The following is a 21,703-nucleotide window of genomic DNA, read 5'->3' on the forward strand; positions in this document are numbered from 1 at the left end:
ACGAGCGCTGCGACATTCCACGCGTCGTTCGACTGGTGGTCTGTCGGAGAACGCGTGTTTGTGGGACCCGGCCCCGGGCCTCTCGTCAGGCGGTCCAGGCGGCCGGGTGCCGCCGCTGCCAGCGCAACCGGCGCTCGAGCTGCGCGCCGATCGCGAGCAGGACGCGCTCACCGCCGGGACGTCCGATCAGCTGCACGCCCATCGGCAGCCCGCCACCGTCAGGGTGGTCGTCGTCGGTCACGCCGACGGGCAGGGTGATCGCGGGGAGCCCGGACACGTTCGCCATCGACGTCCACGGCGAGTAGGCGCACTGGCGGCGGAAGTCCTCGTCCGGGTCGTCGCCGTACCAGCCGAGGGGCCGCGGCGTCATCGCGAGGGTCGGCGTGAGCACCGCGTCGAACCGGTCGAAGGCGCCGATGAGCGTCGTCGAGAAGGCGTCGAGCGTCGTCATCGCGTCGAGGACCTGCGTGCCGGACAGTGCCTGTCCGCGGGCCACGAGCCACGCCACGAGCGGGGTCAGCGACGTCGGGTCGATGCCGGGCACCTGCGGCAGGCGGGCGGCGGAGCTCTCCCACGCCACCCGGAACGCGTCGGCGTACGGCACCCGGGGCATCCGGACGTCCTCGACGCCGTGCCCGACCTCGCCGAGCACCCGCACGGCGGTCTCCACGGCGGCCCGGGCCGCGGGGTCCACGACCACGTCGACGGTGTCGTCCCACGGCGACCCCTCGAGCACCCCGACGACGAACCGGCCCTCGCCGCGGACGGCTGCCGCGGTGAACGGCCCCTCGCCGACGTCGGGGGTGACGAGGGCGTAGGGCGACGGCTCCGGCAGCCCGGTCGGCGCGACCAGCGCGTCGAGCAGCATGCCCGCGTCGGCGACGGAGCGGGTGAGCGGCCCGGCCACGGACAGGCCGCCGACGCCGGAGCGGCCGGGCATCGACGGCACGCGGCCGCGGCTCGGCTTCAGCCCGACGAGTCCGGTCGCCGCGGCGGGGATCCGCACCGATCCGCCGCCGTCCGAACCGACCGCGGCCGGCAGCAGTCCGGCGGCGACGGCGACGGCCGCACCGCTCGACGACCCGCCCGGCGCGCGCGCGGTGTCGTAGGGGTTCCGCGTCACGCCGAGCCGGGTCTCGGACGACGAGGACATGCCGAACTCCGGTGACGCGGTCTTGCCGAGGCTGACGGTGCCGGCCGCGTCGAGCGCGGCGACGAGCGGGTGGTCGGCCGACGCGGGCCGCTCCGGCAGGCTCGCGGTGCCGTTCCGCGTGGGGACCCCGGCGCGGTCGTACAGGTCCTTGTCGGCGGACGGGAGGCCCCACAACGGTCTCGACGTCGGCACCAGGTGACCGAGGCGATCGGCTCGGGCCCGGGCAGCGTCCGCGGTGACCGTCACGAAGGCGCCGAGTCCGGCGTCCAGGCGTTCCACGCGGGCCAGGTAGTGCTCGGTGACCTCGAGGGCGGTCGCCTCGCCCCGGCGGATCCAGTCCCAGAGTTCCTGTGCGGAGAGGTGGTGGAGTTCGAACACGGCTCCGAGCCTAGGCGGCGGCGGCCCGTGCGTGCCCGGCCGGTGCTCCGGTGCCCCGTATCCTTCGACGGTGGACACCACTCTCCCCTCCGGCACGACGAAGCGCCGGATCGAACTCCGGCTCGTCCGGCCCCTGTTCGCCTGGTTCGCACGGCCGACCGTCACCGTCGACGGGGTGGGGCACCCGGCCCAGTGGGGCACCGGCACGTGGGCGGTGCCGGACGACGGCGACACGGTGATCGGCGTGTACCTGTTCAACCGAGCGTGGCGGTTCGGGGCGGCATCGGTGTCGGTCGGCGGCGCGACGGCGCTCGAGTACCGGAGCGGGCTGCTGCCGGTGGGTGCGGGTCGACTGGCGCCCAGGGGCTGAGGGTCGCGCCCGGGGGTGCCGCTTCCGCGTGGGACGATGGGCGCATGACCGCCACGCTCGTCGCCAAGGGCCTGTCCGGCGGGTACGCCGCTCGCACGCTGTTCGACTCCCTCGACCTGACGGTGGCGCCGGGCGACGTGATCGGGGTCGTCGGCGTGAACGGTGCCGGCAAGTCCACGCTGCTCCGGCTGCTGGCCGGGGTCGACGAGCCGCTGGCCGGCACGGTGTCCCTGGCGCCGACGGACGCGTTCGTGGGGTGGCTCCCCCAGGAGCACGAGCGCATCGCGGGCGAGACCGTCGCGGCGTACCTCGGGCGGCGGACCGGCTGCACCGAGGCGACCGTGACGATGGACGCGGCGGCGGCGGCGCTCGGGGACCCCGATGCCGGCGACGCAGCGGCCGACCGGTACTCGACGGCGCTCGACCGCTGGCTCGCCGCGGGGGCCGCGGATCTGGAGGACCGGATCCCGGCGGTGCTCGCCGACCTCGGGCTCGAACCCGGCACCGGCGACTCCGGTGCGGACGGCGTCGGCCCGGACTCGCTGATGACCGCGCTGTCCGGTGGGCAGGTCGCCCGCGTCGGGCTCGCTGCGCTGCTGCTCTCGCGGTTCGACATCGTCCTGCTCGACGAGCCGACCAACGACCTCGACCTGGACGGCCTCGACCGGCTCGAGGCGTTCGTGCGCGGGCTGCGCGGCGGGGTGGTGCTCGTCAGCCACGACCGTGAGTTCCTGGCGCGCTCGGTGACCTCGGTGCTCGAGCTCGACCTGGCGCAGTCGTCGAACCGGCTGTTCGGCGGCGGGTACGACTCGTTCCTCGAGGAGCGCGAGATCGCCCGGCAGCACAAGCGTGACGCGTACGACGAGTTCGCGTCGACGAAGGCCGACCTGGTCTCGCGGGCACGGACGCAGCGCGAGTGGTCGAGCCAGGGTGTCCGGAACGCCATGAAGAAGAGCCCGGACAACGACAAGATCCGCCGCCGTGCCGCCTCGGAGTCGAGCGAGAAACAGGCGCAGAAGGTCCGGCAGATGGAGTCCCGCATCGCCCGGCTCGACGAGGTCGAGGAGCCGCGCAAGGAATGGCAGCTCGAGTTCACGATCGGCAGCGCACCCAGGTCGTCGGCCGTCGTCGCGACGCTGTCGGACGCCACGTTCACCCAGGGCGACTTCACCCTCGGCCCGGTCTCGCTGCAGGTCGACGGCGGTGACCGGATCGGCATCACCGGTCCGAACGGCGCCGGCAAGTCCACCCTGCTGCGGGCACTGCTCGGCAAGCAGGCGCCGACGACGGGCACGGCCTCGCTCGGCTCGAGCGTCGCGGTCGGCGAGGTCGACCAGGCGCGTGCGGCGTTCACCGGTGACCAGCCCCTGGCAGCGGCGTTCGAGGCGATCGTGCCCGAGTACACCACCGCCGACGTCCGGACGCTGCTCGCGAAGTTCGGGCTGAAGGCGGACCACGTCGGCCGACCGGCCTCGGCGCTCTCCCCCGGCGAACGCACCCGGGCCGGGCTCGCGCTGCTGCAGGCCCGCGGGGTGAACGTGCTCGTGCTCGACGAGCCGACCAACCACCTCGACCTGACCGCGATCGAGCAGCTCGAGCAGGCGCTGGAGTCCTACGACGGGACCCTGCTGCTCGTCACACACGACCGGCGCATGCTGGAGACCGTCCGACTCGACCGGCAGTGGCGGGTCGAGGGCGGCACCGTCACCGAACGCTGACGGATCGACCGAGGAGGACGCACCATGCGACGCAACACCTGGATCGCGACGACCGCCGGGTTGGTGGTGCTCGCCGTCGCCGCCGTCGTGGTGGGGGCGACCGTCGGGTCACCGGCGCCGGAGCCGACCCGGGCGGCACGGGCGACGACGACACCGACCCCGAGCGCCACGCCGACGCCGACGCTCGCGGCCGTCCCCGCTGCACCGTCCGACGCGACCCTGGCCGCGCTGCCGTTGGCGTTCCACGACGCCGTCGTGCCGCAGTTGCTCGACGGCGGGGACGTGGAGCCCGAGGACACCTGGCAGATCGCGACCCCGCGCACGCCGCTCGTCGCCCTGTACGCGAGCCCGTCCAGCCGCGCCCGACCGGTGGCGACCCTGTCCCACCTGGTGTCGACGATCAACCGACCCGCGGCGACCGCGGTGTGGGGTCGCTCCCCCGGCCGGGACGGCGGGATGCTCCTGGTGTCGACTCCGTCCCGCAACCGCACCCCCGGTGACGGCGGCGACCCGGACGCGCCGAGCGCGACGTTCGCCTGGGCCCGGGCGTCCGACTTCACCGTGACGCGGACCGACCGGATGATCCGGGTCGACGTCGCCGCCAGCACGGTGTCCGTCGTCACCCGGACTGGCGAGGTCACCGCGACCGAGGCCGGCCGGCTCGGGACGCCCGAGGACCCCACACCGGTCGACACCGCCACCTACGTCGAGGCGGCGTACGTCGACACCCGCGTCGCGTACACGCAGGGCAACCCGATCATCCTGACCGGGGCGCACTCGTCCCGGATCCCGTCGTACGGCGGCAACGCCGCACTGACCGCGTTGCACTACTACCCGGACCCGACCGGCAGCTCGCACGGCTGCGTCCGGATCTCGGCGGAGATGACCCGGACCCTCGCCGCGCTGCCCGTCGGCACGCCGATCCGGTTCAGCTGAGACCGGGTCAGTGGAAGGGGCAGCGGCCCCGGACCTCGCCACCCGAGGCCGGCTTCGTCGGCAGCCGGCGGCGGTCCACCTGCAGCCCGTCGTCGAGGATCGTCAGCCGTGGGTCGCTCAGCACCGAGACCGCGGCCGCGAGCGCGGCGACGGCGACCTTCTCGCCGGGGCACCGGTGTCCCGTGGCGACGTCGGCGCCGCCGTGCGGGACGAACGTCGTGATCGCCTCGGAGTCGTCCACGCCGAGGAACCGCGACGGGTCGAAGTCGCCCGCACGGTCCCACGAGCGCTCGTCGGTGTCGGTCCCGGTGATGTCGAGCACCACGCGCCCGCCGGCGGGCAGGTGCTCGCCGTCGAGCTCGACGTCCGTGGTGGCCCAGGCGGGCAGCATCGGCACGAACGGCGCCGTCCGGCGGATCTCCTGCGCGAAGGCGACGGCGAGCGGGCCGTCGACGCGCGGCCCGTCGACGCGCGGCCCGTCCGCGGTGTCGGCCGCCCCGCTCTCGGCGGCGATCCGTGCCCGCCACTCCGGCCGGTCGTGCAGCTCCTTCGCCGCGAACGCCACGAACCGGGCCACCGCGATGGCCGGCCGGATGCTGTTCTGCAGTTCGATGCCGGCCAGCCGCGCCGGCAGCAGCGCCCCGGAGGGGTCCCGGTGCCACGCCCACTCGTGCAGGGCGGTGTGCGGCTCGGGGGCCAACCGGCCACCACGCACGGCCTCGACCAGCCGCCGGGCGTGCCGGTCCGACCAGTGCCGGTTCAGGACGGCCTGCAGGTACTCCGGTGAGTAGGGCACCCCGAAGCCGTCGACGACCTGGGCGAGCCGTGCCGCCCACCGGGTCTTCGCCGCCGGCGTCCCCGGCAGTCCGGCCCACCGCATGACCGCACGGCCGATCGCGCCGACGGCAGCGTCGTACGCCGACCGGGTGCCGCCGGCGAGCCACGCGTCGCGTTCGGTCGCCCACTCCCGGGTCAGCAGGGGTGCGAGCCGCCGGACCTGCTCGTCCTCGTACGCGACGTCGACGAAGGTCGCCTTGCGGTGGTGGTGCTCCGCCCCGTCGAGGCTGTGCACCGACCCGACACCGAACAGCGTCCGCTGCACGATCGCCGGCATCGCGCCGTGGCGTGCCGTGCGGTCGCCGTCGTAGAACAGCCCGACGCCCTCGGCGCCACGCACGAGCAGCGCCGGACGTCCGAGCAGTCGGAAGCCCACCGCTCGCGCCCCCGGACGGGTCCGGCGCCACAGGTGGGCACCGAACCCGTAGCCGCGGGTCAGGAGCGAGAGGGAGTCGTCGATCGCCATGCCGCCATGCTGCCGAGCGCCACCCGATCAGGCTCTCGGGATCCGGACCAGTCCGAGCCGCGCCACGACCTCGGCGCTCTCCGCTTCGGGGGTGCGGTCGGCGGCGATCGTCACGTGGGCCTCGTCGGGTTGCGGCGGCTCGAGCGTGGCGAGCTGCGACTGCAGCAGCGACGTCGGCATGAAGTGCCCGGAACGCTCGGACATCCGCTCCTCGATGAGCGCACCGTCACCGGCCACGTGCACGAACACCACCCCGGGGGCCCGCAGCACGTCGCGGTACGAGCGCTTCAGGGCCGAGCAGGTCACGACGCCGTTCGTGCCGGCGTCCAGGTGTCCGCGGATCCAGCCGGCGACGACGTCGAGCCACGGCCAGCGGTCCTCGTCGGTGAGCGGGGTGCCGGCGTGCATCTTGTCGACGTTCGCCTGTGGGTGCATCGCGTCGCCCTCGGCGAACTCCCACCCGATCTGCTCCGCCACCATGGCGGCGACGGTCGACTTGCCGGACCCGGAGACCCCCATCACCACCAGGACACGTGCGTCCAGCCCGGTGTCGGCCGCCCCGGCAGCATCGGCCGCACCGAGGTCTGCTGCGCCGCTCATCGGATGAACACCCCGGCCAGCAGGACCCCGACCAGACCGAACACCGAGATGAGGCACTCGAGCACCGTCCACGTCTTGAACGTCTGCCCCACCGTGGTGCCAAGGTACCCCTTCACCAGCCAGAACCCGGCGTCGTTGACGTGCGACAGGAACACCGACCCGGCTCCGATCGCGAGCACGAGCAGCGACGTCATCGGGGTCGACAGGTCGGCGGCGATCGGTGCCATGATGCCGGCGGCGGTCACGGTGGCGACCGTGGCGGACCCGGTCGCCACGCGGACCAGGGCCGAGACGACCCAGGCGACGAGCAGCACCGAGACGCCGGAGTCCTTGACGGCGTCGGCGATCACGCCGCCGATCCCGGTGTCGATGAGCACCTGCTTGAAGCCACCGCCGGCGCCGACGATGAGCAGCACCCCGGCGATCGGGGGCAGCGCGCTCTCGAGCGACTTCGACACCGCCGAGCGGTCCATGCCACCGCCGATCGCGAAGAAGACCATCGCGTAGACGGCCGCGATGCCGATGGCGATCATCGGCGAACCGAGGAAGTCGAGCAGGCTCACCCACGAGCCGGCGGCGTCGGGGGCGGTGGCCTCACGGACCGCCTGGGCGAGCATGAGCACGACCGGCAGCAGGATGCCGACCAGGGCGACGGTGAACGACGGGCTGCGCGGTTCGCTGATGACGCGCGTGAAGTCGCTCTTGCCGTTGGGCAGGGACGCGGTGTCCTGCGTGACGGGGCCGCGCCGGGCCTGGCGTCCGGGGTGTGCCGGGTCGTCCACGAATGCGGCGGACCCGGAACCCGACCCCGAGCCCGGGCCGGCGGTGGCGACCGCCCCGCGCGACCCGAACATGTCGGGGACGGGGATGTCGACCCAGCGGGCCGCGAACCGGGCGAAGAGCGGCCCGGCCAGGATGATCACCGGGATCGCCAGCACGATGCCGAAGGCGAGCGTGGTGCCGAGGTTCGCGCCGACGGTGGAGATCGCGACGAGCGGGCCGGGGTGCGGCGGGACGAACGCGTGCATCGTCGACAGGCCGACCAGGGCGGGGACGGCGATCTTCATGATCGGCACCTCGCTCCGCTTGGCGACCAGCACGATGATGGGGATGAGCAGGACGAGGCCGACCTCGAAGAACATCGGCAGCCCGATGAGCGCCCCGATCAGGGCCATCGTCCACGGCAGCGCCGCCTTCGACGACTTCCGCACCAGGGTGTCCACGACACGGTCCGCTGCGCCCGAGTCGACGAGCATCTTGCCGAACATCGCCCCCAGCCCGACCAGGATGCCGACGCTCGTCATGGTCGCGCCGAAGCCGTCGCCGAAGCTCGTGACCGCCTTGTCCGGCGCGAGGCCTGCGCCGATCCCGACGCCGAGCGCACCGATCGTGAGCGCGATGAACGGGTGCACCTTGAGCCAGGTGATGAGCGCGATGATCACCACGATGCCGACGAGCGCCGCGATGATCAGCTGCGGGATGGAACCGGACGGGTCGACCGTCTCGGTGGTGCCACCCGCGGCGAGCAGGTGGTCCGGGAGAGCGTGAGGCATCAGCGCCCCTTCCTGGAGTCGCTGCTGCGCGGCTCCGTCGCCTTCGTGTCGAGGGTGGACTGGCGCGACGAACGCCGACCCTCAATAATCTGATTAATCAGACTATACGACGTCGTCCCGCGCGCCGACCGCCCGTCTCCGGAGTCTGCCGCTTCGATGGGACCGGCGTCACGGCGACCGCGTGACCCGTACTGCACGGAGGAAACGATGCCCACCGCACGCGGACTGCACGCCCACGTGCTCGACACCCTGGGCCAGCGGATCGTCGACGGCGACCTGGCCGCGGGCGCCGTCGTCCGACCCGAACTGGTGGCCGACGAGTTCGGGGTGTCCCGCTCGGTCGTCCGCGAGGCCCTGCGCGTCCTGCAGTCCCTCGGCCTGGTCGAGCCCCGGCAGCGGGTCGGCACGCTCGTCCGCGACATCACCGCGTGGGAGCTGCTCGCCCCCACGGTGATCCGGTGGCGCGGCGGATCACCGGCGTACTTCGTGCAGCAGCGGGAGCTCGTCGAACTCCGACTCGGCGTCGAACCGGTCGCGGCGTCCCTGACCGCCGGCTCCGAGGGCGCGGACGCCGTGCTCGCCGCCGCCGAGGACATGCTCGACGCCTGCGGGCGCGAGGACAGCCGCGCTTACCTGGAGGCCGACGTCCGCTTCCACCGTGCACTGCTCACCGGGTCGGGGAACGCCGTGTTCGCGCACTTCGCCGGGACGGTCGAGGCCCTCCTGCGCACCCGCACGTCGGAGTCGCGCGACCCCATCACGCGCTGGACGCGCGAGGCGGCGCTCCGGCACGAGGCCGTCGGGCGCGCAGCGGTCGACGGTGACGCGGACGCCGCGGCGGCGGCGGCCACCGCGCTGCTCCGCGTGACGCGCGACGAGTTCATCACCGAGGCCCCGGCGGGCTGACCCGGCCACGGCGGTCCGGCGCGACCCGGAGACGGCCTGGAGGCGCGTGCCGGGCCCGCCACGCGCCTCCCGTCCGCACCGCCCACGTTCTCGTGCGTGACGCCCGTCGACCGCGTCGGGTCCGTCAGCGTCGTCGTGCGAACAGCCGCGGGCCGCGCAGGCGGAGCCGCATCGTGACGGTGCCGAGCCAGCGGTCGTACTTGTAGCCGACCTTGCCCATCCGGCCGACCTCCTCGAAGCCGAGCCGCTCGTGCAGCCGGATCGACGCCTCGGCCTGGCGGTCCGCGATGACGGCGACGACCTCGCGCACGCCGGCCGACCGGCACTCGTCGAGCAGCGCCTCCATCAGTGCGCGGCCGAGCCCCTTGCCACCGGACGCGGCGCCGAGGTAGATCGAGTCCTCGACGACGTGGTTCGAGCGGTCCCGGGGGTTCCACGCGTCGACCAGGGCGTACCCGAGGATCTGTCCGGCAGGGTTCTCCGCCACCAGGAACGGCAGGCGGCGCTTCCGGATGTCGTCGTAGCGCTTCTTCCACGCGGCGTACGTGAACGCCGCCGGGTCGAAGGTCACCGACGAGTTGCGGACGTAGTGCGTGTGGATCTCGCGCACGTGGGGCAGGTCCCCCACCTCGGCCGCACGGATGCGGTACTCGAAGGCCGTCTCGGTCGCCACGGGGGCACGCAGGTGTCGCGGCAGGACCCGCCGTCGCTGGTATTCCTCCTCGAGCACGTGCCGAGCCTACTGAGCGGGCAGCGTCCAGTCGACGGGCGGTGCGCCCTGCGACTCGAGCAGGGCGTTCACCTGCGAGAACGGGCGGCTGCCGAAGAACCCGCGCGACGCGCTGAGCGGGCTCGGATGGGCCGACGCGACGACCGGGGTGTCACCGAGGAGCGGTCGCACCGACCCGGCCTGGGCGCCCCAGAGCACGGCGACGAGCGGGCCGCCACGGGCGACGAGGGCACGGACGGCCTGGTCGGTCACCGCCTCCCAGCCCTTGCCGCGGTGACTGCCGGCCTCGCCCGCCTGCACGGTGAGCACCCGGTTGAGCAGCAGGACGCCCTGGTCGGACCAGGCCCGCAGGTCGCCGTGCCGCGGCGGCGTCACCCCGAGGTCGTCGGCGAGCTCGCGGTAGATGTTCGCCAGGCTGCGCGGCACCGGACGGACGGTCGGGTCGACCGCGAACGACAGGCCGATCGGGTGGCCGGGCGTCGGGTACGGGTCCTGCCCGACGACCAGCACCCTGACGGCGTCGAACGGGGTCGTGAAGGCACGCAGGACGTCGCCGCCAGCGGGCAGGTAGTGACGGCCCGCAGTGGTCTCGTCCCGCAGCCATGCGCCGATCCGGTGCACGTCGGGCTCCACGGGTGCGAGCGCCGACGCCCAGCCGGGGTCGACCAGGTCGGCGAGCGGCCGGGGTTCCACGTCGGCTACGCGCCCATGGTGGCGACGGCCACCGACTCCTCGCCGGCCATCACGCGCCAGACGCTGCCGGTCCCGCGGACCTCGAGCGCGCCCTCGCCGACGACGAGCGTGGTGTCCTCGTCGATCGCGAGTCCGGCGGTGACGAACTCGGCCTCGGCGCTGGCGATGAGCCGCGCGAGCGTGCCGGCCTGCACCGCGTGCACGTCGATGGTCAGGTCGACCAGGCCGAGGCCCTCGCGGAGCTCGACCTCGTCCAGGCCCTCGGACGCCGCTTCGGGGCAGATCTCGACGCCGCCGATGCGCCAGCCGCCCACCAGGGCACGGTCGGCGGCGATCATCGCACCGGCCGAGTAGCCGAGGTAGGGCAGACCGTCGGAGACGAGCAGCCGGAGCTGGTCGACGAGCGGGGCGATCGCCACCAGGTAGTCGGGGGTGACACCGCCACCGACCACCAGGGCGTCGACGTCGCTCAGGACGGTGGTGTCGAAGACCTGACCGGCTGCGACCTCGGTGACGAGCACCTCGGCCGTGCGCGGGCCGCCGAGGACCTCGGCGATGTCGGCGGTCGACGACGGGCTGCCGCCGTCCGGGCCCGCCACGGAGAGCAGGGCGATGCGCGGGGTGCTCCGGCCGACCGCTGCCGAACGGGCGGTGGCCTCGGCGAGGAACGGCGCTGCGGCGTCCGAGGCGGCGAACAGACCGCCGCCGACCAGGTGGATGCTCACGACTCGGCCGTCACGGGGGCGAGGGCGCTCCACGGGAACGTGATCCAGCCGTCGACCCGACGCCACACGTGGTCGGGTTCGAGGACGGTGCCGGGCTTCGAGTACAGGCAGGCGCTCCGGACGTCGGCACCGGCGTTCCGGATGATGTCGACCACCAGGCGCAGGGTGCGGCCGGAGTCCGACACGTCGTCGACGACGAGGACCCGCTTGCCCGCCAGGCTCGGGGCGTCGAGGGCGGGGGCGAGCACGACCGGCTCCTCCAGCCGCTGCTCGACGTCGGTGTAGAACTCGACGTTGATCGAGCCGCACTCCTTGGTGCCGAGCGCGTACGCCACGGCGCCGGCGATGATCAGTCCGCCGCGGGCGACGGCGACGACGACCTCGGGCTCGAAGCCGCTGGACAGGACGTCCTTGGCGAGCAGGCGTGCGGCGTCACCGAACTCGAGCCAGCCGAGTACCTCGGGCCCGCTCGTCACGGTCACGGTGGACGGAGCCGCGGGCTCGGGTTCGCTGCTGATCGGCATCCGACCACGGTACCGGCAGGGAGCCCACGCCCGCGACCCGCGCCCGCCGCCCGGGCGCTGCGTGGGGCCGGCGCGGGTCCGGCGCGGGACCGGCGCGGGTCCGGCGCGGGTCCGGCGCGGGGCCGGCGCGGGTCCGGCGCGGGTTGGGCGCGGTCCGCTCAGCGGGGCGTCAGCGGGCCGCGGGCCAGCTTGTGCTGCGCCGACTGCGCCACCGGCCGGATCGTCACGAGGTCGAGGTTCACGTGGGCCGGCAGCTCCACGGCGTGCACGATCGCCCCGGCGACGTCGTCGGCCACGAGCGGCTCCGGCACGTCGTCGTACACCGCGGCGGCCTTCTGCTCGTCCCCGCGGAACCGGGTGAGCGCGAACTCGTCGGTCTTCACCATGCCCGGCGCGATCTCGACGACCCGGATCGGCTCCCCGTTCAGCTCGAGCCGGAGTGCGCCGACCAGGGCGTGCTCGGCGAACTTCGCGGCGTTGTAGCCGCCACCGTTCTCGTACGCGACGAAGCCGGCGGTGCTGGTGACCGTGACGATGTCCGCTCCCCCGGACGCGCGAGCGCGATCGCGCAGGTGCGGCAGCAGCGCGGAGACGACACGCTTCGTGCCGATCACGTTGACCTCGAACATGGCGCGCCAGTCGTCGACGTCGGACTCCTCGACACTCGCCGAACCGAACGCCCCACCGGCGTTGTTCACGAGCACGTCGGCGCCGCCGAGGTCCGCCACCCGCGCGGCGAGCGCCGCCACGTCGTCGGCGTCCGTGATGTCGGCGACCAGGGTCTCGGCCCCGGTCTCCGCGGCGAGCGCCTCGAGCTTCGCGGCGCGGCGGGCCACGGCGAGCACGTCCCAGCCCCGCGACCGGAACAGCCGAACGGTGGCCGCCCCGATGCCCGAGCTCGCTCCGGTGACGACTGCGCGCCGTGCTGCCATGTGATCTGCCTCCTGCGTCGGTGACCGGGGCACGTCGTGGCCCGGTCCGTCCACCGTACCGAGCGGGACGGTTCCGGCACCGCACCAAGCCGTCCAGGTCACGATCCGGTAACGTGACCGGCGATGACGACGGATGCCGCCCCTCCCGCCCCCTCGGCCCCGGCGACGCAGCTCGAACCCGGTCGAGCCCCGCGCCGGATCCCGATGTGGGACACCGCGCGGTTCGTCGCGGTCACGCTCGTGGTCATCGGGCACGCGATTCAGCGGCAGACGCCGGCGAGCGAGCACGCCCTGGCCCTCTACACGTTCATCTACGCGTTCCACATGCCGGCGTTCGGCGTGATCAGCGGCTACTTCTCGTCGGCGGACACCCCGACCGCGAAGCGGATGCGCCGGACGATCACGGACATCGTCGTGCCGTACATCATCATGCAGACGATCTGGACCGTGGTGCAGGGCCTCGTCGAGGGCGGCAAGGACTTCAACCCGACGAAGCCGACGTGGACCCTGTGGTTCCTGCTGGCCCTGGGCATCTTCAAGCTGATCCTGCCGTACCTGGCGCAGCTGCGGTGGCCACTGTTCTGGGCGGTCGTGTTCAGCATCGGCGTCGGCTACTTCGACAACGTCGACTCGACGCTCTCGCTGTCCCGCGCGATCAGCCTGCTGCCGTTCTTCCTGCTCGGGTGGCAGGTCAAGCAGTGGGGCGTCTTCGACCGCTGGTACGAGGCGTCCCGTCGCACGGTCGTCCGGGTGCGGATCGCCGCCGTCGTGGTGTTCGCCGCCTGGGCGGTGTCGTGCGCGGTCTGGATCCCGCAGTTCAAGGAGTTCGACCTGCACCACTGGTTCTTCTACGACGACTCCTACTCGGGGCTCGGCGAGGACGCCTGGTGGGCGGGTGCGGTGCGGTTCGGCCTGATGCTGCTCGCGACCCTGCTGACGGCGTCGTTCCTGGTGCTCATCCCCCGTCGGAACATCTGGATCACGCAGTTCGGCGCCGCGACGATGTACGTCTACCTGCTCCACACGTTCGTCCTCTACCCGATCCGGGAGTCCGGCGTCCTGGCCGGCGAGCACTCGGCCTGGCCGTTCGTGCTCCTCATGGTCGTCATCGCGTGCGTCGTCAGCCTCTTCCTGGCGCAGCCCTTCGTGCGGCGCGGGATGCGGTGGCTGCTCGAGCCGAAGGTCGACTGGCTGTTCCGCCGCGACGCGTGACATTGCCGCGCAAGCAGTCGTCTTCGCTGCGCTCAGTCGGCAGCGCGCGACGTCGCGGCAGGCCGCGACCGATCCCCGTGGTCGCCGCCGTCAGCCCCGGGCACCATCCTGGCCTGGAGGCGCGGGGCGGGCCCGGCGGGTGCGTTACGTCCCGAGGCGGGTGCGGTGGTGCGGGCCCGGCCACCTGCGTACCGTGACACCCGACGCACAGCAGCGCCGAGCCTCCGGGCCGAGCGCAAGGCGACCCGACGACCAGCCGCACCGGACAGGAGCACCAAGATGACCGAGCACGACGCCGCGCAGTGGCAGTTCGAGACCACCCAGGTCCACGCCGGCGCACAGCCGGACCCGACCACGGGCGCCCGAGCGACGCCGATCTACAAGACGACCTCGTACGTCTTCGCGAACTCGGACGAAGCGCGCGACCTGTTCGCGCTCGCCAAGCCGGGCAACATCTACTCCCGGATCATGAACCCGACGAACGACGTCGTCGAGCAGCGGATCGCCGCGCTCGAGGGCGGGTCCGGGGCCCTGCTCGTCGCGTCCGGCCAGGCTGCCGAGACCTACGCGGTGCTGAACATCGCGGGGGCGGGTGACCACATCGTGTCGTCGTCGTCGATCTACGGCGGCACGTACAACCTGTTCAAGTACACGCTGGCGAAGCTCGGCATCGAGACGACGTTCGTCGAGGACCAGGACGACCTCGAGGAGTGGCGCCGCGCGGTCCGCCCGAACACGAAGCTGTTCTTCGCCGAGACCATCGGCAACCCGAAGATCAACGTCCTCGACATCACGGGTGTCAGCGACGTCGCCCACGAGTCCGGCGTCCCGCTGATCGTCGACAACACGATCGCGACGCCGTACCTGATCCGTCCGTTCGAGCACGGCGCCGACATCGTGGTGCACTCGGCCACGAAGTTCCTCGGTGGCCACGGCACGGTCATCGGCGGGATCATCGTCGACGGCGGGAAGTTCGCCTGGTCGCAGCACGCCGACCGGTTCCCGGAGTTCAACACGCCCGACCCGTCGTACCACGGTGCGGTCTTCGCCGAGGCGGTCGGCAACGAGCTCGCCTACATCGTGAAGGCCCGGGTGCAGCTGCTCCGCGACCTCGGTGCGTCGAACTCGGCGGACACGGCGTTCGCACTGCTGCAGGGCATCGAGACCCTGTCGCTCCGCATCGAGCGGCACGTGTCCAACGCGCAGGAGATCGCGGAGTGGCTCGACCAGCACCCCGACGTCGCCACCGTGGCCTACGCCGGTCTGCCGACGTCGCCCTGGTACGCCGCCGCGAACCGGTACGCGCCGAAGGGCGTCGGCGCCGTGCTGTCGTTCGAGCTCAAGGGCGGGGTGACCGTGGGCAAGGCGTTCGTCGACAACCTGCAGCTGTTCTCGCACCTGGCGAACATCGGCGACGTCCGCTCGCTCGTCATCCACCCGGCGTCGACCACGCACTCGCAGCTCACTCCCGAGCAGCAGCTCACTACCGGGGTCACGCCCGGCCTGGTGCGCCTGTCGGTCGGCATCGAGAACATCGCCGACCTGAAGGCCGACCTCGAGGCCGGGCTCGCCGCGGCCCGGGCGATCGCGCAGGAGAGCCAGCGCGCGTAGGGCTTGCGCGCCGCCTGCCTGCCCGCCCACCTGCCTGCCCGCCTGCCCATGCGCGTGCATGTTGCGACGTCCCACGTGTCGATCGACGCGTGGGACGTCGCTCGTTGCACACGCATCCGGTACGTGCGCATCGTGCGACGATCCACGAGTCGAACGACGCGCACGATGTCGGAACATGCGTACGCACGCAACGGCGAGCGCGGCCCGGAGCCCGGCCGCGCGCCGGGCGTGACGTAACACGGCGGCGGCGACCCGCGCCTCCCGGCAGACTGGACCCACGATGGACTGGCAGACGACCCCCGAGGACTCCGTGCCGTCCACCCTGGTGCCCGGCACCGAACTCGGCACCCTCGGCAAGCCGCCCGTGACCGGTGCCTGGCGTCCCGGTGACCACCCGGGTGCACGCCACTTCGAGTCCCTCGGCGAGCAGTGGGTGCGCGGCGGTCGCCTCCCGTCCGTGCGCGTGGCCTACGAGACGTGGGGCACGCTCAACGCCGCCCGCGACAACGCGGTGCTCGTCCTGCACGCACTGACCGGTGACTCGCACGTCGCGGGCGCCCCCGGCCCGGGCCACCGCACAGCCGGCTGGTGGGGTGACGTCGTCGGGCCCGGCCGGGCGATCGACACCGACCGGTGGTTCGTGATCGCGCCGAACATGCTCGGCGGCTGCCAGGGCACCACCGGGCCGTCGTCGGTGTCGCCGACGGGCGCGGAGTGGGGCTCGCGGTTCCCGTTCGTGACGGTGCGCGACCAGGTCGAGGTGCAGGCGCAGCTCGCCGACCGGCTCGGCATCGAGACCTTCGCGGCGGTCGTCGGCGGGTCGATGGGCGGCATGCACGCCCTCGAGTTCGCGGTCTCGCACCCCGCGCGTGTGCAGCGTCTGGCTGTCCTGGCGTCGACGGCGCAGACCACCGCCGACCAGATCGCGGCGAACTCGCTGCAGCGGGCGGCGATCCAGATGGACCCGGCGTTCGCCGGCGGCGACTACTTCGAGGCCGAGGCCGGCGAGGGACCGCACCGGGGACTGTCACTGGCCCGGCGGATGGCGCTCATGACGTACCGCGCGTCGGACGAGCTGAACAGCCGCTTTGCGCGGTCCTGGCAGAGCGACGTCTCCCCGCTCGGCGACGACGGCCGGTTCTCCGTGGAGAGCTACCTCGACTTCCACGGCAACAAGTTCACGCGGCGGTTCGACGCCTCGAGCTACGTCACGCTGACGTACGCGATGGACTCGCACGACGTCGGTGCCGGTCGCGGCGGAGTGTCGGCCGCCCTCGGGCTGGTGACCGCGCGGACCCTGGTGGTGGGCATCTCGAGCGACCGGCTGTTCCCCGTCGAGGACCAGCACCGGATCGCCGCGGGCGTGCCGGACGCGCTCGACGGGGACACCGCAGCGGTGATCGAGAGCGAGTTCGGACACGACGGGTTCCTCATCGAGCACGAGCAGGTCGGGGCGCACCTGCGGCGGTTGCTCGAGCCCTGAGCGGGGCCTGCCGTCACCGCGGCGCGCCGAAGACCCCCCAACGGGTGGCGCGCGTGGAATGATGGCGTGGAGCCCGGCACTGACCGACGCTCGGTTTCCCGCACCACCCAGATCGTCACCAACCAGGACATCGATGGACTTCATCGCACAGGAACGCGACCGCTTGCTGCGGTCGGCGACCCGTGTCGTGGGCATCGTCTGCGCGCTCGTCAGCGTCGTGGGCATCCTCTCCGCGGCCGCCGTGCCCACGGCGTCCCTCATCGGCGCACTCCTCTGCATCGCCGCGATGATCACCGCGCTCGTGTGCTTCGGCCGCGGCGGTGAAGTGTGGTGGACCGCCGCCATCGTCGTCGCCGGGCTCGCCACGATGGTGTTGCTCTTCACCGGCGTCGACGACTCGGCGCGGCCCCTCGTCGCCAGCGCCGTCATGCCCCTGGCTGCCGGCGGGCTCTCGGCACCGCTGATGGCACAGCGCGGGCACCCGGTCGGTCTCGGCATCACCATCGCCGGCGGCGGTGCCGTGGTGGTGCTCATGCTCTGGGGATCGGGCTCGCTCCTGTCGACCCCGGTCAGCGGCGCACTGCTCGGGTGGATCCTGATGGCCGTCGTGGCGATCTGGATCTCGCGCAGCATCCCCCGCGTCGCCCGCCGCATCTACAGCATCGGCACCGCCCACCGCGCCGAACGGCAGGCCAGCGAGACCGAGGCGCAGCGCCGCCAGGGTGCCCGCCTGCTGCACGACACCGTGCTCGCGACCCTGACGCTGCTCGCGCACTCCGGCGTCGGCGTCTCCGAGCAGGCGATGCGCGAGCAGGCCGCCGAGGACGCCCGACTGCTGCGGCACCTGCGCCTCGGTGCGACCCCGCAGCCCTCGCAGTCCGGTGACTACTCGCTCACCCGTGAAGAAGAGTCACCGCTCGGGCAGACCCTCGAGTCGGTCAAGCAGCGCTTCGGCCGGATGGGGCTCGAGGTCAGCTGGCACGGCACCGGGCAGGTCCTGCTGCCGTCGAACGTGCTCGACGCGTTCCTGCTCGCGCTCGGCGAGTGCCTCGAGAACGTCCGTCGGCACGCCGGCGTCGGCGAGGCCCACGTCACCATCGTCCACGACAACGAGGTCGTCCGTGCGATGGTCACCGACTCCGGCGTCGGCTTCGACCTCACCACCGTCAGTGCCGAGCGACTCGGCTTCAAGGAGAGCGTCGTGAACCGCCTGCGCGAGGTCGGCGGCGACGCCAAGCTCTTCTCCGCGCCGGGCTCCGGCACCACCGTCGTCCTGGAGGCACCGCGATGACCCGGGTCCCCGAGGACACCATCGGCCGCCGCCTGCCCGGTGAGACGGCTCCGCCCGCACCCCGCACCCGCCGCGAGGCGCGTGAGCGGTACCGCACGAGCGAACGCCGCCAGGCCAGAGGGCTCCCGTCGACGTCCACCGGCGCCCGGTCCCTGCGGCAGGCCGCGAAGCCCGGCGCCTCGCTCGGTGCCGGCTACCTCGGCCTCGGCGCCGCGGTCCTCACCGCGATCGAGGCCGTCGCCGGCATCGCGTTCTTCCTGGTGCGCTGGAACGAGTACTCCGACCCGTGGCTGCCCGCCGTCGCCTGGGCGCTCTACCTCGTCGCGGCCGTCGGGGTCGGACTCAGCGTCCTGACCTACGGCGAACGCCTGACGGGTCCGGCCTTCGCGCTGATCTGCGTCGTGCTGGCCTGCGTCGTCACGCTCGACTTCATCGGCATCTGGCCCGAGCACGACATCGCACACACCGCCACGGCGTCGATGGCCGCGGGCTTCGCCCTGCTGCCGATCGCCACGCTCCGACCCGCCCGCGAGGTCGCCGCCGCCATCGGCGTGCTCGGCATCGCGTTCATCGTGATGGCCGTCGCGTCGACGCCGATCACGCACGACACCATGCCCGGCATCGTCTCCCTGCTGTCACTCGTCGTCGTGCCGCCGGCGCTCGCGCTGTACGTCGTGCAGCGGTTCCGCCAGCTCGTGCAGCGCGAACTCGACCGGGTGCTCGTGCAGAGCAACGTGCAGGCGCCGCAGTTCGCCGTCGGCATGCTCGCCTCGGACGAGCTCGCCCGGCTCGACCTGGCCGCCGAGAAGCTGCTCGACGCCGTCGCGAACGGCACCGACCCGCTGCCGTTGTCCGACGCCTCGAGCTCCGTCGCCGCGTCGCTCGCCACCGAGCTCCGCCTGCACCTGATCGAGGGACGCCGCGAGACCTGGCTTTACCACGCCATCACCGAGTCCGACCACCTCGGTCGCTCGGTGAGCGTCGCCGACCCGACCGCCCTGGCCGGGCACCTCTCCCCCACGCAGCGCGACGGGTTGCTGCAGGCGATCTGGCAGATGGTCGGCGACGGCCGCACCGCGCAGCCCGGCATGCCCGTCGTCTCCGTCACCCTCGGTCCGATCGGCTCCGACGGTCACCCGGTCAGCGACGACACGATGGACGTGCCCGTCGTGATCGAGTCCCGCGGGGTGCCCCGGCGCAGCCTCGGCCCGACGGCCTGGAGTGCCCTGCAGCGCATCGGCCCGTACACCGAGACCGTCCGCGACGGCACGCTGCACATCGTCGCGCACTGCGTCGTGAACCGACATCCGTCGATGTAGCTGCCGGACACCCGCACGCCTCACCGATTTCCGGCCCTCATCCTCCTAGGATCGGCCGAGCAACCGCACCGAGAAAGGACGCCAGCATGGCGACTCCAGAGGAACCGATCCGACTCGCACTGGTCGACGACCACAGGATGCTCCTCGGCGCGCTCACGGAGTGGATCCGGAACGCCGCCGACGACATCACCCTGGTGGCCGCCGTCACGACCTGGCCCGAGCTCCTGACGAGCCCGGCGTTCCCGGTCGACGTCGTGCTTCTGGACCTGGACCTCAAGGACTCCATCCCGGTGTCGCTGAAGATCTCGACCCTCAAGACCGCGGGCGTCAAGACCGTCGTGATGAGCACCTACTCGGAGCCGAACGTCGTGCGCGAGGCCCTCGGTGCCGGCGCCCTCGGGTACCTCGTCAAGAGCGAGGACGCCGACATGATCGTCGAGGCGATCCGCTCCGCCCAGCGCGGCGAGCAGTACGTCTCGGCCGAACTCGACCTCGCCATCAACAGCGGTGACGTCGGCGGTGTCCCGAAGCTCAGCGCCCAGGAACGTCGCGTGATGGCCCTGTACGGCGGTGGCGAGCCCGTCAAGAGCGTCGCCTACCAGCTCGGCATCTCCGAGGAGACCGCGAAGAGCTACCTCAAGCGCATCCGCGAGAAGTACCGCGTCGCCGGCTTCGACGTGGGCACGAAGGTGGCGCTCCGGAAGCGTGCGATCACCGACGGCATCATCGTGCAGGACGGCAGCCCCCTGGGCCTGTAGCGCCGCGTGCACGCTGCGCTTCGTGCGCACAGATGGTCGGGTCCCGTCACGGGAACCGACCATTTCTGCTCACCATGGGCGGTCTCCCGCACCCACCGGACGGACGGGAGGCCCGTGGCGGCGTCGCCACGGGCCTCCCGTCCGTCGGTGCGCGCGCGCACCCCGCGTGTCAGGCCGTCGGGACCGGTGCGGTGATCGGACCGGTCGACGGCGACGAGGAGCGCAGCGACGCGCGACGGGTGCTCCGCCGCTCGACGGCGTAGCTCACCATCGTCACCAGCACACCGAGCAGCGCCAGGCCGATGCCCAGCCAGCCCGGTGCGAGGAACCCGAAGCCGGCGGCGATGACGGCGCCGCCCAGGGCCGCACCGATCGAGTTGCCGATGTTGAACGCCGAGTGGTTCAGCGCCGCCGCGATCGTGCGGGCATCCCCCGCGACGTCCATCAAGCGCGACTGCACCGCCGGCGGGATCGCCGACGAGGTCGCCCCGAGCAGGAACGCGCCGAGCAGCATGCCCCAGAGCCACTGCGCCGTGAGGACCGTGAGGAGCAGCGCCCCGATCAGCGCGAACATGCCGACGTAGATGGTGCGCTTCACGCTGTGGTCGGCCAGGTGTCCGCCGAGCACTCCGCCGACGACCATGCCGATGCCCACGACGACGAGCACGATCGGCACGAACGACTCGGGCATCCCGGTGGTGTTCTGCACGAGCGGCGAGATGTACGAGTACACCGCGAAGAACCCGCCGAACCCGACGGCGCCGAGACCCATCACGATCCACACCTGCGGCACACGGAACGCCCGGAGCTCACGACCGATCGTGGCGTGCTCGTCGCGGGCGCTCTTCGGCACGAAGGCCGCGACGGCCAGGAACGTCAGGGCGAACAGCGCGGCGACCACGCCGTAGGCGACCCGCCACCCGGCCACCTGTCCGACCCAGGTGATCGCCGGGACCCCGACGACGTTCGCGACCGACAGGCCGAGCAGCACCATGGCGATGCCCTTGCCGCGCTTGCCCGGGCCCATCATGTCGCCGGCGACGATCGACGCGATGCCGAAGTAGGCGCCGTGCGGCAGGCCCGCGACGAAGCGGGCGACGAGCACCAGACCGAACGAGGGCAGCAGCGCACTCGCGATCGTCGCGACGACGAACCCGACGAGCAGCACGAGGATCAGGCCCTTGCGCGGGAACCGGGCGGACATCGCCGCGATGGTCGGCGCACCGACGACGACCCCGAGGGCGTACGCGCTGACGAGCCAGCCGGCGTGGGCGATCCCGGCGTCGGGGTCGATGCCGTACTGCTCGGGGAGCAGGGCCTGCGCGATGTTCGGCAGCAATCCCATCGCGACGAACTCGGTCGACCCGATGGCGAACCCGCCGAGGGCGAGCGAGATGAGCGCGAGGGTGCGACGCGCAGGCGTGAGCTGTGACATGGGGCCTGTTCTCGTGACGGGAGGGTCTGGGCGGCCGTCACAGCGGGACTGCCGTTCGGGCAGCGCGGTCACG

20 protein-coding genes are annotated in these 21,703 nt (G+C 72.8%); 10 read left to right on the top strand and 10 right to left on the bottom strand.

Annotated elements, in window-relative coordinates:
• Positions 1–85: 85 nt before the first annotated feature.
• Complete coding sequence (locus tag DEJ27_RS05285) at positions 86–1,531, bottom strand: amidase (protein WP_111090450.1); 1,446 nt, start codon at positions 1,529–1,531, stop codon at positions 86–88.
• Between the two features lie 70 nt (positions 1,532–1,601).
• Here DEJ27_RS05285 and DEJ27_RS05290 point away from each other — a divergent pair, with 70 nt between their 5' ends.
• Genes DEJ27_RS05290 through DEJ27_RS05300 form a run of 3 tightly spaced genes read left to right on the top strand, consistent with a single transcriptional unit; the run spans position 1,602 to position 4,555 of the window.
• Positions 1,602–1,901, top strand: a complete 300-nt coding sequence (locus DEJ27_RS05290; RefSeq protein WP_110859035.1) for a hypothetical protein — start codon at positions 1,602–1,604, stop codon at positions 1,899–1,901.
• A gap of 44 nt (positions 1,902–1,945) precedes the next feature.
• Positions 1,946–3,619: an ABC-F family ATP-binding cassette domain-containing protein gene (locus tag DEJ27_RS05295; protein ID WP_111090451.1), complete on the top strand. Its 1,674-nt coding sequence runs from the start codon at positions 1,946–1,948 to the stop codon at positions 3,617–3,619.
• Positions 3,620–3,643: 24 nt separating this feature from the next.
• Entirely contained in the window at positions 3,644–4,555 is a 912-nt protein-coding gene (locus tag DEJ27_RS05300; RefSeq protein WP_111090452.1) for a L,D-transpeptidase, read from the top strand.
• A gap of 7 nt (positions 4,556–4,562) precedes the next feature.
• Here DEJ27_RS05300 and DEJ27_RS05305 read toward each other — a convergent pair whose 3' ends face one another.
• From DEJ27_RS05305 to DEJ27_RS05315, 3 genes are read right to left on the bottom strand one after another with little or no spacing between them, the layout of a single operon-like run.
• A complete protein-coding gene (locus DEJ27_RS05305) occupies positions 4,563–5,858 on the bottom strand; it encodes a cytochrome P450 (protein WP_110859038.1) in 1,296 nt (431 codons plus the stop codon).
• Between the two features lie 27 nt (positions 5,859–5,885).
• Entirely contained in the window at positions 5,886–6,458 is a 573-nt protein-coding gene (locus DEJ27_RS05310) for a gluconokinase (RefSeq protein WP_110859039.1), read from the bottom strand.
• The gene (locus DEJ27_RS05315) at positions 6,455–8,011 is read right to left on the bottom strand and encodes a GntP family permease (protein WP_220035371.1); all 1,557 of its coding nucleotides are present in this window, start codon (positions 8,009–8,011) and stop codon (positions 6,455–6,457) included. The genes DEJ27_RS05310 and DEJ27_RS05315 overlap by 4 nt, the downstream gene beginning before the upstream one ends.
• A 207-nt stretch (positions 8,012–8,218) precedes the next feature.
• On the opposite strand from DEJ27_RS05315, the gene DEJ27_RS05320 reads away from it, so the two are divergent.
• Complete coding sequence (locus DEJ27_RS05320) at positions 8,219–8,917, top strand: FadR/GntR family transcriptional regulator (RefSeq protein WP_181430093.1); 699 nt, start codon at positions 8,219–8,221, stop codon at positions 8,915–8,917.
• A 124-nt stretch (positions 8,918–9,041) separates the two neighbouring features.
• On the opposite strand, the gene DEJ27_RS05325 is transcribed toward DEJ27_RS05320, so the two are convergent.
• The 5 genes from DEJ27_RS05325 to DEJ27_RS05345 all read right to left on the bottom strand — a co-directional run bounded on the left by DEJ27_RS05325 (position 9,042) and on the right by DEJ27_RS05345 (position 12,521).
• Entirely contained in the window at positions 9,042–9,647 is a 606-nt protein-coding gene (locus tag DEJ27_RS05325; protein WP_110859041.1) for a GNAT family N-acetyltransferase, read from the bottom strand.
• A gap of 9 nt (positions 9,648–9,656) precedes the next feature.
• Complete coding sequence (locus tag DEJ27_RS05330) at positions 9,657–10,340, bottom strand: uracil-DNA glycosylase (protein ID WP_111090454.1); 684 nt, start codon at positions 10,338–10,340, stop codon at positions 9,657–9,659.
• 5 nt (positions 10,341–10,345) lie between these two features.
• Entirely contained in the window at positions 10,346–11,065 is a 720-nt protein-coding gene (locus DEJ27_RS05335; protein ID WP_111090455.1) for a Type 1 glutamine amidotransferase-like domain-containing protein, read from the bottom strand.
• Positions 11,062–11,589, bottom strand: coding sequence for a phosphoribosyltransferase (locus DEJ27_RS05340; RefSeq protein ID WP_051596753.1), 528 nt, complete (start codon positions 11,587–11,589; stop codon positions 11,062–11,064). Before DEJ27_RS05340 ends, DEJ27_RS05335 begins: the two co-directional genes overlap by 4 nt.
• A gap of 158 nt (positions 11,590–11,747) precedes the next feature.
• Positions 11,748–12,521, bottom strand: a complete 774-nt coding sequence (locus DEJ27_RS05345) for an SDR family oxidoreductase (protein WP_111090456.1) — start codon at positions 12,519–12,521, stop codon at positions 11,748–11,750.
• 123 nt (positions 12,522–12,644) lie between these two features.
• Here DEJ27_RS05345 and DEJ27_RS05350 point away from each other — a divergent pair, with 123 nt between their 5' ends.
• From DEJ27_RS05350 to DEJ27_RS05375, 6 genes are all read left to right on the top strand, one after another.
• Positions 12,645–13,733, top strand: a complete 1,089-nt coding sequence (locus DEJ27_RS05350; protein ID WP_110859045.1) for an acyltransferase family protein — start codon at positions 12,645–12,647, stop codon at positions 13,731–13,733.
• 279 nt (positions 13,734–14,012) lie between these two features.
• Entirely contained in the window at positions 14,013–15,344 is a 1,332-nt protein-coding gene (locus DEJ27_RS05355) for a bifunctional o-acetylhomoserine/o-acetylserine sulfhydrylase (protein WP_111090457.1), read from the top strand.
• 280 nt (positions 15,345–15,624) lie between these two features.
• Positions 15,625–16,827, top strand: a complete 1,203-nt coding sequence (locus DEJ27_RS05360; RefSeq protein WP_110859046.1) for a homoserine O-acetyltransferase — start codon at positions 15,625–15,627, stop codon at positions 16,825–16,827.
• Positions 16,828–16,960: 133 nt separating this feature from the next.
• A complete protein-coding gene (locus tag DEJ27_RS05365; RefSeq protein ID WP_111090458.1) occupies positions 16,961–18,118 on the top strand; it encodes a sensor histidine kinase in 1,158 nt (385 codons plus the stop codon).
• Positions 18,115–19,437, top strand: a complete 1,323-nt coding sequence (locus DEJ27_RS05370) for a hypothetical protein (RefSeq protein ID WP_110859048.1) — start codon at positions 18,115–18,117, stop codon at positions 19,435–19,437. Before DEJ27_RS05365 ends, DEJ27_RS05370 begins: the two co-directional genes overlap by 4 nt.
• Before the next feature lie 86 nt (positions 19,438–19,523).
• Entirely contained in the window at positions 19,524–20,195 is a 672-nt protein-coding gene (locus DEJ27_RS05375) for a response regulator transcription factor (RefSeq protein ID WP_017888182.1), read from the top strand.
• A gap of 169 nt (positions 20,196–20,364) precedes the next feature.
• Here the strand turns inward: DEJ27_RS05375 and DEJ27_RS05380 are convergent, their stop codons facing one another.
• Entirely contained in the window at positions 20,365–21,630 is a 1,266-nt protein-coding gene (locus DEJ27_RS05380; RefSeq protein WP_111090459.1) for an MFS transporter, read from the bottom strand.
• Positions 21,631–21,703: the final 73 nt, after the last annotated feature.

The organism is Curtobacterium sp. MCPF17_018, from assembly GCF_003234135.1.
GTDB classification, from domain to species: Bacteria; Actinomycetota; Actinomycetes; order Actinomycetales; family Microbacteriaceae; genus Curtobacterium; species Curtobacterium flaccumfaciens.